9 protein-coding genes are annotated in these 10,149 nt (G+C 59.6%); 7 read left to right on the top strand and 2 right to left on the bottom strand.

Going from position 1 to position 10,149, the window contains the following annotated elements; translation table 11 throughout:
* Positions 1-24 precede the first annotated feature (24 nt).
* The 3 genes from ACP148_RS12700 to ACP148_RS12690 are packed head-to-tail and all read left to right on the top strand — an operon-like array spanning position 25 to position 3,459.
* Positions 25-1,563 (top strand): ABC transporter substrate-binding protein, encoded by a 1,539-nt coding sequence (locus tag ACP148_RS12700; RefSeq protein WP_425033520.1) that lies wholly within the window; start codon positions 25-27, stop codon positions 1,561-1,563.
* 58 nt (positions 1,564-1,621) lie between these two features.
* The gene (locus ACP148_RS12695; RefSeq protein WP_425033519.1) at positions 1,622-2,566 is read left to right on the top strand and encodes an ABC transporter permease; all 945 of its coding nucleotides are present in this window, start codon (positions 1,622-1,624) and stop codon (positions 2,564-2,566) included.
* A 14-nt stretch (positions 2,567-2,580) separates the two neighbouring features.
* A complete protein-coding gene (locus tag ACP148_RS12690; RefSeq protein ID WP_425033518.1) occupies positions 2,581-3,459 on the top strand; it encodes an ABC transporter permease in 879 nt (292 codons plus the stop codon).
* A gap of 47 nt (positions 3,460-3,506) precedes the next feature.
* Here the strand turns inward: ACP148_RS12690 and ACP148_RS12685 are convergent, their stop codons facing one another.
* Entirely contained in the window at positions 3,507-4,205 is a 699-nt protein-coding gene (locus ACP148_RS12685; RefSeq protein WP_421952974.1) for a FadR/GntR family transcriptional regulator, read from the bottom strand.
* A gap of 239 nt (positions 4,206-4,444) precedes the next feature.
* Here ACP148_RS12685 and ACP148_RS12680 point away from each other — a divergent pair, with 239 nt between their 5' ends.
* Positions 4,445-6,145: a thiamine pyrophosphate-binding protein gene (locus tag ACP148_RS12680; RefSeq protein WP_421952973.1), complete on the top strand. Its 1,701-nt coding sequence runs from the start codon at positions 4,445-4,447 to the stop codon at positions 6,143-6,145.
* Positions 6,142-6,930, top strand: coding sequence for an HpcH/HpaI aldolase family protein (locus ACP148_RS12675; RefSeq protein ID WP_421952972.1), 789 nt, complete (start codon positions 6,142-6,144; stop codon positions 6,928-6,930). The genes ACP148_RS12680 and ACP148_RS12675 overlap by 4 nt, the downstream gene beginning before the upstream one ends.
* 509 nt (positions 6,931-7,439) lie before the next feature.
* Here ACP148_RS12675 and ACP148_RS12670 read toward each other — a convergent pair.
* The gene (locus ACP148_RS12670) at positions 7,440-8,204 is read right to left on the bottom strand and encodes an IclR family transcriptional regulator (protein ID WP_425033517.1); all 765 of its coding nucleotides are present in this window, start codon (positions 8,202-8,204) and stop codon (positions 7,440-7,442) included.
* A 16-nt stretch (positions 8,205-8,220) separates the two neighbouring features.
* Between ACP148_RS12670 and ACP148_RS12665 the strand changes: the two genes are divergently transcribed.
* On the top strand, positions 8,221-9,342 hold the full coding sequence (locus tag ACP148_RS12665; protein WP_425033516.1) for an ABC transporter substrate-binding protein: 1,122 nt from the start codon (positions 8,221-8,223) through the stop codon (positions 9,340-9,342).
* Between the two features lie 33 nt (positions 9,343-9,375).
* Positions 9,376-10,146: an ABC transporter ATP-binding protein gene (locus ACP148_RS12660; protein WP_421952968.1), complete on the top strand. Its 771-nt coding sequence runs from the start codon at positions 9,376-9,378 to the stop codon at positions 10,144-10,146.
* Positions 10,147-10,149: the final 3 nt, after the last annotated feature.

Genomic DNA, 10,149 nt, shown 5'->3' with positions numbered 1-10,149 from the left:
GGCAAAAAGCTGCTCGGCGCTACAATGCTCAGCCTGCTGGCGCTTTCGCCAAGCATGGCAAATGATGCAAGCCTTTATGGCCCGGCTGCGGAAAACCCCGTTATGGGTGGCCGGCTCAATATGGGCCTCCTGCTCGAGCCACCTGGCTTTGACCCGTTCCACCAGGCCGCTGACGCACGCATTCGTTTGTCCGTTCTGGTTTACCAGGGCCTGTTCTATGAAGGTGCGAATGGTCAGGCCATTCCGCTTCTGGCTGAAGGCTATGAAATTTCCGAGGACGGTCTGGTCTACACGATCAAGATTCGTAAGGGTGTGAAGTTCCACAACGGCGGCGACATGACCGCCGAGGACGTGGCCTATAGCTACAACTACATCCGCAACCCGGATAACGGCTCCCCCGGCGCCGGCGACTTCTCCATGGTGAGCAATGTGGAAGTCGTGGACGACTATACCGTCCGCTTTACCCTCACCAATAAGAACTCCTCGCTGCCGATGACCCTCGGCAACAAGTATGGTGCTGTGGTTCCGAAGGGCTACTTCGACGACGAGAACTCCAAGAACCGCATCAACTCGGAAAGCGTTGGTACCGGCCCGTTCAAGCTGGTCGAATTCGTTCCCAACTCCCACGTCGCCCTCGAGCGTAATGAAGAGTATTGGGAAGCTGGCGTCCCCTATCTCGATGCCATCGACTTCTCGATTCTGCCCAACAGCGCATCCATGCTGGTTGCTCTCCAGAACAAGCGCGTCGACCTCGTTCCGTTGAGCCGTCCTCAGGACGTCCAACAGGTGTCGACCGTTCCTGGCCTGACCATCGAGCGTTGGCCATCGCTGGCACAGACCGCCATCGACCTTGGTTCCGAGCTTGAGCAGCTCAGCGACGTTCGCGTCCGTCAGGCCATCTCCCTGGCCGTGGACAAGAACGAAATCCTGCAGGCTTCCGTTGGTGAATACGGCACGGTCCTGGGCACCATGGTGTCCGGCATGCAGGAAAGCTGGGGTCTCCCGCTCGACGAAGTTCCGATGCAGGGCCCAGACATCGAGAAAGCCAAGGCACTGCTGGCTGAAGCCGGCTATCCCGATGGCTTCAAGATGACCCTGACCACCATCAATGGCTTTGACTGGATGGATCCGGCCTCGGTCACCCTTCAGGAGCAGCTCGCACAGATCGGCATCACGCTCGACATTCAGCGCGTTGACCTTGGCGTGTGGGTGAACAACTTCCGCTCCAGCCAGATGGGCTTCACCTTCAACGACTGGGCTGCCCAGCCTGACCCGAACCTGCTGTTCTACCGGCACTTCCACAAGAAGCCCGATGGCGCAGACTTCCGTAACTGGAACAATGACGAAGCCAGTGCCCTTCTGGATGAAGGTCGTGCAGAATCCGACACTGCAAAGCGTCGCGATATCTACAACCGCTTCCAGGTCGTGCTTGCCGAAACCGTCCCCACGATCATGCTCTATTCGCCTGATCACGTGACGGTCCGCAGCGACAAGGTTCAGAACTTCACCCAGCATCCGACCGGTTGGTACTTCGGTCTGGCTCGGACCTATCTGTCCGAGTGATGTCAAAAGCAGGAGGCGCACCGCGCCTCCTGCACCCTAGCTGCGTACGGGATCGATCATGGGCACTTACTTAATCAAGCGGCTGTTCGCCTCACTTCTCACGGCCGTTCTGGCGTCCATCCTGGTCTTTCTTTTGGTCCGCATGGTGCCCGGCGACGTCGTGGCCCAGATGATGGGACAGGCTGGTGGCGAGAATGCTGCTGGCGCGCTGCGTGAGTTCTTCGGCCTCGATCAGCCGATCTACATGCAGTATCTGGGCTGGATCGGGAATGTCCTTCAGGGCAATCTTGGCAATAGCTGGACCCGTGGCCTGCCGGTGACGGACATGATTGGCCCGGCCTTCATGGTCACCCTCGAAATCGCAATTCTCACGCTCGCCGTCGCGACCCTTGTCGGCGTTCCGCTCGGCATCATCGCCGGCATCTACGAAAATCGTCCGCTGGATACTGCGATCCAGACCTTCAATATTCTCGGCCTCTCCGCGCCCGTTTTCTGGGTTGGCCTCATGCTGCTGGTGGGTGTCTCCACAATCTTTGGCTGGTCGCCTCCGCTGCGTTTTGTGCCGATCACCCGCTCGGTCAGCGATAACCTGACCATTCTCATGCTGCCCATTGCCAGCCTTGGCCTGCTGCAGGCTGCTGCATATAGCCAGTTCGTGCGCCAGAACGTCGTCTCGGCCATGAACCAGGAATATGTGCGCACCGCCATCGCCAAGGGCGTGCCGACGCGTGTCGTCTTCTTCAAGCACATCCTGCGCAACGTGCTGATCCCCATCATCACTTTCATGGGCCTGATCCTGATCCAGATTCTGGGTGGCACGGTGATCATTGAATCGCTGTTCGCGCTGCCTGGCCTTGGGCGCTTGCTGCTCACCGCGATCGAGACCCGCGATTACCCCGTGCTTCAGGGCGCGCTACTGATCGTCGTGGTTGCCGCCATGGTCGTCAATCTCGTCATCGATCTGACCTACCGGCTGATCGACCCGCGCGTGCGCGTCGCCTGACTTCGGAGAATTCCATGGCACATTCCAGCTCATCCACCGAGTCATCGCCCGCTCCCGCTCAGCTCAACGCCTGGGGCAAGCTGATGCGCACAGCGCGTCGCGAACCGGGCCTGGTCTTTGGCGTCGCGCTTCTGGCCTTCCTGCTTTTGATGGCCCTCTTCCCCTGGCTCTTTACGCCGCATTCGCCCATTGGCGTCTATATCGATCGGGCCATGCAGCCGCCGTCATGGGACCACTGGTTTGGTACCGATGACGTCGGCCGCGATGTGCTCGCACGCGTCATCTATGGCACCCGTGTCACCCTTGCCATCTGCGCCGGTTCGCTGCTGATTTCCGCCATTGTGGGTGGCGCCCAGGGTCTGGTCTCAGGCTTCTTCGGTGGCTGGGTCGATCAGGTGCTCGGTCGCGCCGTCGACGTGCTGCTGAGCTTCCCGCCGATCATTCTGGGCGTCATCATCACTGGCGTTCTTGGCCCGGAAATCACCAACCTCGTTCTGGCTCTTTCCATCGTCTACATGCCGGTCTTCTTCCGCATTGCGCGTGCCGGAGCGATGAGCGAGGCAGGCAAGACCTATGTGGAGGCGGCGCGCAGCATTGGCGTGCACGACAATCTCGTGCTCGTCCGGCACGTCACGCGCAATGTGCTGCCGCTCATTCTCACCCAATATATGATCCTGTTCCCGCTGATCCTGCAGATTCAGGCCGCTCTGGGCTTCCTCGGCCTTGGCGTGCAGCCGCCCACGCCCGACTGGGGCGCCATCATGGAACAGGGCAAGGATTACATCCTCTATGCGCCGTGGATTTCCGTCTATCCGGGTCTGGCCGTGCTGCTTGCAGCGCTCGCCCTGATGCTGGTTGGGCGCGCCGTGCAGAAGCGGATGGATCAGCGATGAGCCAGGGGTTGGCGACTGTCGGGATGGCTTCGGCCATCCCGACACTATCAGTTGCTGCTGACGTTGGACAGGGTGCGCAGCAGATAGTCGCGAATGGCTTCGCGCGCCTTATCGGCATCCCCTGCGCGCAGCGCATCGATGATGATCTTGTTGTCCCGGTAGGCAGCTTCGCGCACGACCAGAACGGGCGACAGTTGCTGGCCCGGACGGCCCCAGCCGGCACGACGGCGGGACGCAATGATCTGCTCGAAAATAGAAATGATGAAGCGGTTGCGCGAAGCACGGGCAATTGCCATATGCACGGCGTATTTGGCTTCCTTGAACTGGTCCCAGCTTTCGGCATGGCGAACCTGCTCAAGCGCCTCTTCCATCTCCGCAATCAGTTCAGGCGTGATGCGCTCAACCACCAGATCGGGCAGGTTGGGTTCAAACAGCAGCCGCGCTTCGAGCAATTCTGCAAGGGTGAATTCGTCCTGCGCCAGGGTGCTGCGTACGAATGTGCCACGACCAACGTGGCGGATGATCAACCCCTCATCCTCAAGCAGATTGAGCGTCTTGCGAACACTATTGCGCGCGGCATCGAAATGCTCGGCCAGCGCGCGTTCGGTCGGCAATCTGCTTCCGGCAGCATAGGCGCCGTCCATGATCCCCGTTTTCAGCTCCTGGTAGATCAGCTGCGAATCCAGTTCGGACTTTGCGCGAGCACTTGGAGCAACGCTGGACGCCGAGGTGGTCTCGATAGTCATGTTTACCGACCATTGGGTTGAGAGTGGGGCCACTTTGGTTTGAGGCGGCTGCGCTGCCCAAACCTATACCAGAATAGACGAAATTTCAAAGACACTATCCCCACCCCGGAACAGGGAAATACTGAATTGGCTCAACCAGGTCGGAATTGGTTCAAAATGGGTGGGACACGAAAAATAGATGGGATGGGCAGCGGTTTAAGCGAATGCCTTACCCCCAAGGACGCAAGAAGGAGAATGAAATGACAGACGATAAAAACAGCAATTCCCGTCGCGGTGGGGATTTGCTTGTCGCCAGTCTATTGGCCCAAAAGGTGGACCGTGCCTTCTGCGTTCCCGGCGAGAGCTATCTGCCGGTTCTCGATGCCCTCCACGACGTCAGCGACCAGATCAAGCTTGTGGTCTGCCGTCACGAAAGCGGCGCGGCCAACATGGCAGAAGCCTATGGCAAGCTGACCGGACGCCCGGGCGTGTGCTTCGTCACCCGCGGTCCAGGCGCCACCAATGCGTCCACCGGCATTCACACTGCCTTTCAGGACTCCACGCCGATGGTGATGTTTGTTGGCCAGGTCAACAGCAGCATGAAGCATCGCGAGGGCTTCCAGGAAGTCGACTTTGCCGCCATGTTCACGCCTCTGGCGAAGTGGGCTGCAGAGATCACCGATCCTGCGCGCATCCCTGAATATGTGCACCGCGCCTTCCAGACGGCCATGGCCGGTCGCCCCGGCCCTGTTGTTCTGTCTCTGCCCGAAGACGTGCTGAGTGATCTGGTGTCTGGCGACATCGACACGGGCCTCTGCGCAGAGCCGGTCAACGCTGCCCCCACACCGGCGCAATTCGAGCAGATTGCCGCTCTCGTTGAAGCCTCCGAGCGCCCCCTGCTCATCGTTGGCGGTGGAGACTGGAGGGCTGGACTGGGCGAACAGGTCGCGAGCTTTGCAGAGCGCTTCGGCGTGCCGATTGCAGCATCGCTCCGCTGCCAGGACTATGTCTCCAACGATCACCCCAACTACGTCGGTCACCTGACCATCGGGGCCGAGCCAAAGCTCGTTGATCGCGTCTGCAAGGCCGATCTTCTGATCGTGATGGGCGCGCGCCTGGGCGAAATGACGACGGCTGGCTACACCATTGTCGATCCCACAAAGCGCGGCGCGACAATGGTCCATATTTATCCCGATCCGGAAGAGCTGGGACGCGTCTATCAGGCCAACCTGCCGATCAATGCAGGTGCCGTGGCGACGGCAGCGGGTCTGGCTCAATTGACACCAAAGTCCGACATTGCAAAGCGCAGCAACTGGGTTGCCGAAGCGCGCGCCGATTACCTTGCGTCCCTCACCGTGGCGCAGCGCGACACAAGCGTGGATCTGGCACAGGTCGTGACCGACGTGCGTGAGGCCGTTCCTGTCAATGCCATTGTCTGCTCGGGCGCAGGCAATTACACCGCCTGGGCGCATCGCTTCTGGAAGTTCGACAGGTTCCGCACCCAGCTCGCACCGACTTCCGGCGCCATGGGTTATGGCGTACCTGCCGCAATCGCGGCCAGCCTCGTCTATCCCGACCGCACGGTTGTGTGCTTTGCGGGCGATGGCTGTTTCCAGATGAGCACCCAGGAACTGGCCACAGCAGCCCAGTATGGCGCCAAGGTTCTCTTCATCGTCGTCAATAACGGCATGCTTGGCACAATCCGCATGCATCAGGAGCGCGAATTCCCCGAACGTGTTTACGCAACCGATCTGGTCAATCCAGACTTCGTTGCTCTGGCCAAAGCCTATGGCCTCTCTGCAGAGCGGGTCGTGGCCACGGCAGACTTCAAGCCCGCCTTGCAGCGCGCTCTGGCCGCCTCCGGCAGTGCCCTCATTGAAGTGGTGACCGAAAAGAACGCAATCTCTCACCGCACCACCATCACCGCGATGCGCCAAAAGGCACGGGCGACACAGGCATGAAGACCAATACGGTAAAGGCCCTCTGGGCCAAGGGCGAGAAGGCCATCAATGGCTGGCTCTCCATCGGTAACAGCTTCTCGGCAGAGGCCATGGCCGCTCAGGGCTTTGACTGTCTCACAGTCGACCTGCAGCACGGCGTGATCGACTATGCGACGGCCGTTCACATGTTTCAGGCCATGGGGGCCAGTGGCGTCATGCCGATGGCGCGGATCCCCTATCTGTCGCCCAGTGAAGTCACGCGGGTTCTCGACGCGGGAGCAATGGGCCTCATTTGCCCGATGATCAACACACGCGCCGATGCCGAAGCTCTGGTCTCGTATTCGCGCTATGCACCCAACGGAACTCGCAGTTTCGGGCCGACACGCGCCACGATTTCGGCTGGTCCCGGCTATGACGCCAATGCGGAAGACGAGTTGATCTGTCTGGCAATGGTCGAGACCGCCGAGGCCATGAACAACCTCGATGACATCTGCGCAACGCCGGGCCTGGACGGGGTTTATGTCGGTCCGTCGGACCTTACCCTTGCTCTCACCGGTCGGCGCTATCGCGTCGGCTTTGACCGTGAAGAGCCCGAGATCATCGAGGCCATCCGGAACATCCTCTCCGCCGCCCGAAGGCACGGCATCAAGGCAGGCCTCCACACCGGCTCTGCCGCGTATGCCGCCCGGGCAATTGAATGGGGCTTTGATCTGGTAACGGCAGCTACCGACGTGCGGCTACTGGCAGAGAGTGCAAAGCTTACTGTGCAAGCGTTACGCGCTGCACAGAAAAAACCTAGTGCGTAGACAGGCCGCCTTCTCTATCCCTGACCTGAGAATTGCTCTGCCGAAATGCACGCGCCACAATCCGCAACAAGCAAACCGGGCCGCAGCGCCTTCATGGGTGCGATCCCCTCAGTCATCTCTTCGGTCGACACCAAACGACTCGCAGGGCTGACAAGCAACGCAGTGATGTCAGACCTTCGAGATTGTGAGAAGGAAGCCCTTTCGCATGTCGCAAGTCCGTTGCCGAACGTTTCCGCGCGCGATGATTGCCCGTCCAGCGGTACGAGTTTCAACAACCGTTGCACTTCCTACTGCCCTGAAGCTGACGGTCCGCTATCGGCCCCAATTCTGCCAGACTGCGATGCGCCGCCATGACGGCCGTTCGGGCGTCCATTTGAATGCGCTGATACGCTGATAGCGGCCAGGTTGCTCTGAAGAGACAACTGAACTGGCCCTCAATTTGGCTAGGTTGGCGAAATCTTTGGCGAAGCGCGGCTAAGGAGGCGTGCCTTGGCGGCCCGACACGGGCTTCAGACTAAAGATTTCATGCGGTCAGATATCTTCTTCGCCATCCGCCGGGCCGTCTCTCGATAGTCGAGTGGCTCAAACCGGAATGTCGGGCCGGCGACTACAAGGCCCGCGATAGCGGGTCCCTGCTGATCTCGGATCGGCACTGAAATTGCGCTGATGCCATCGACCGGAATGTCTCGCACGATTGCACAGCCCATCTGGGCTGCCTCCGCAATTGCCGCCTCGGTTGCCGTTAGATCTCCGGGAGACAGTTGCAGTCCCTCCAGTTTCTGAAGCCTTTCCTCCTTCGGCAACGTCGCCAGAATCATTCTGCCCACTGCCGAATTATGCAGCGGCAGCCGGGTGCCGAGTTTGAGATCCACGCGCAGGATCGATTCGGCTTCGACGCGCTGTAGCAACACAACGCCGTCGCCGCTCAGAACGCCGATCGAAGAGGTTTCGCGGACTTGGTCCACAAGTTCCTGCAGCAGGGGAATGAGGGCCGGCCCAATTCCGATATTGGCTGCCGCAACGGTGCCCGCCTCCATGGTCCGCAACCCAAGCCTATAGCGCGAGGACATATGGTCCTGATCGATGAAGCCGCGCGACTGAAGCGTGGCAATCAACTGATGCGCAGTGCTTTTTGCGACCCCGAGATGCCGCGCGATCTCAGTGACGCCAAGCTCCTCGCCGGGATGATCGATCAATAACTCAATGATCTGCAATGCTCTGGCAACCGAACTCACGGTTCGCGTCACCGGCCTATCCAACCCTTCGTCGGCCATATCCGCCAACCCCCCGATGCTTGAGACCTTTACAGGCCGTGAAATTCGTCCTAGGTTAATTTCTGCGAACAGCGTTCGTCATGAACGAACATCGCATGCAAATGATTTGATTTCAAGTAGAGATCGCAAAGGGAGGAAGAAGATGGGATTGCATTGGAATAAGGTGGCATTTCTCTTGGGTGCTGCCGTCACTCTCGGTACGTCATCCGTTGTCGCGAATGATCTCGGCACGGTGACGATGTCCGTCGTGCCCTCGACCAGCTCGGCCGTGCTTTACGTCGCGCAAGATGGCGGCTATTTCGACAAGCATGGTCTGGATGTCGAAATCGTCGAATTCACCAGCGGCGCAGAAGCCGAGCGGGCCATGGTGGCCGGCGCTGTCAATATGGGTGGTGGCGGTGTTGGCAGTACACTCATCATGGCCAATCAGGGTATCGAGGCGACCAATATCGTCTTGTTCCAGGATAAGCCGATCTTTACCTTGGTTGTCTCCAGCGCGCTCGACGTCGAGCCGGGTGACTTCTCGGGACTCAAGGGCAAGAATATCGGCATCAGCTCGCCCGGTAGCCTGACTGATTTGTTCCTGCGTATTGCGCTTCGGGACGCCGGGCTGAACCCTGACACCGACGTGACCATCGTCGCGACGGGCGGCCTGAATGGGCATTTGCCTGCACTCCAGGCGGGGCGCGTGGATGCTCAGATGACTTGGGAGCCGGCAACGGTCACCATCACCCACGAAGGCGCCGGCAACGTGTTCATGGACCTGCGCACCGACGACGTTCCCGAGACCCTGCAGAATCTGCTCGGAAGCTCTTTGCAGGCCACCGATGAATGGCTGAACGCGAGCGAGGAAAATCTCGAAAAGGCCAAAGCAGCGGCTCGCGCCATCGCAGAGGCGGCCCGTGACATCAAGGCCGATCCTAGCCTGATGGTCTCCACGCTCCAGCAGATCTTCCCTTCGGTGCCGGACGACCTCTTGGCCGAAATCGCCCAGGTCGAGGCCGCGGCCTATAATCCCGTCATTACCGCCCAAGCCATCGCTCACATGAATGATGTCTATGTCGAGGCTGGTTTGATTGCTGCGCCTGTTGCCTTCGATGATCTGGTCGATCCGCGGCTTGCTGCAGAATGGGAATAATCGACCTCTCCAACGCGCCAAGTGGAAGAAGTGATGACGGCAGAAGCCAAGCTTAGGGTCGAGGGGCTATCTCTTGATTTCGGCAATAGCGAACGCGGCCTGCGGGTGCTCGCCAATGTAAATCTGGATCTCAAGCGTGGGGAGTTCTGTACGATTGTCGGGCCCTCGGGCTGTGGCAAGAGTACGCTTCTGAACGTCATTGCCGGGCTGATGCCGCCGACCGAAGGCAACTGCTATCTCGATGGCAAGCCCATCAGACCGGGTATGCCCAGTATCGGGTACATGTTCCAAAGCGACACTTTGTTGCCCTGGAACACCGCGCTCGAAAATGTGAGGCTGCCTCTGGAGGCCGTCGGCCGAAAGGATGACGGGCTATGCCTCGACCTTCTCAAGCGAGTAGGCGTCGGCGACTTCGCGGACGCCTATCCCTGGCAGTTATCTGGCGGAATGAAAAAGCGGGTGCAACTTGCGCGTCTGTTAGCTCAGCAGCCCGAAGTCCTCCTGATGGATGAACCCTTTGGTGCACTCGACGCACAGACAAAGCTGCTTATCCAGGAGGAATTGCTGCGGCTTTGGGAAAAGTCCGACCTAACGGTCCTGTTCGTCACTCACGATCTGTCTGAGGCGATCAGCCTTTCCGACCGCGTGTTGCTGTTCAGCGCCCGTCCAGGACACATCAAAGAAGAATATGAAGTGCCCCTCGCGCGGCCCCGGAACATCGAGACCATCGTGCAGGATACCCAATACAACGACCTGTTCGTCCGGCTCTGGCGCAGCCTCAAGGAAGAGATTCAACTGTCGTGAACA

Source organism: Pelagibacterium sp., from assembly GCF_965249125.1.
In the GTDB taxonomy this organism is placed as follows: domain Bacteria; phylum Pseudomonadota; class Alphaproteobacteria; order Rhizobiales; family Devosiaceae; genus Pelagibacterium.
The sequence above is the reverse complement of the archived record's forward strand: the minus strand, read 5'-3'. Positions and strand labels throughout refer to the sequence as shown.

Coding starts and splice junctions, on each gene's coding strand:
- ACP148_RS12665 (WP_425033516.1), top strand. CDS start 8,221: ATGCTTGAGACCTTTACAGGCCGTGAAATTCGTCCTAGGTTAATTTCT.
- ACP148_RS12675 (WP_421952972.1), top strand. CDS start 6,142: ATGAAGACCAATACGGTAAAGGCCCTCTGGGCCAAGGGCGAGAAGGCC.
- ACP148_RS12680 (WP_421952973.1), top strand. CDS start 4,445: ATGACAGACGATAAAAACAGCAATTCCCGTCGCGGTGGGGATTTGCTT.
- ACP148_RS12695 (WP_425033519.1), top strand. CDS start 1,622: ATGGGCACTTACTTAATCAAGCGGCTGTTCGCCTCACTTCTCACGGCC.
- ACP148_RS12690 (WP_425033518.1), top strand. CDS start 2,581: ATGGCACATTCCAGCTCATCCACCGAGTCATCGCCCGCTCCCGCTCAG.
- ACP148_RS12700 (WP_425033520.1), top strand. CDS start 25: ATGCTCAGCCTGCTGGCGCTTTCGCCAAGCATGGCAAATGATGCAAGC.
- ACP148_RS12685 (WP_421952974.1), bottom strand. CDS start 4,205: ATGACTATCGAGACCACCTCGGCGTCCAGCGTTGCTCCAAGTGCTCGC.
- ACP148_RS12660 (WP_421952968.1), top strand. CDS start 9,376: ATGACGGCAGAAGCCAAGCTTAGGGTCGAGGGGCTATCTCTTGATTTC.
- ACP148_RS12670 (WP_425033517.1), bottom strand. CDS start 8,204: ATGGCCGACGAAGGGTTGGATAGGCCGGTGACGCGAACCGTGAGTTCG.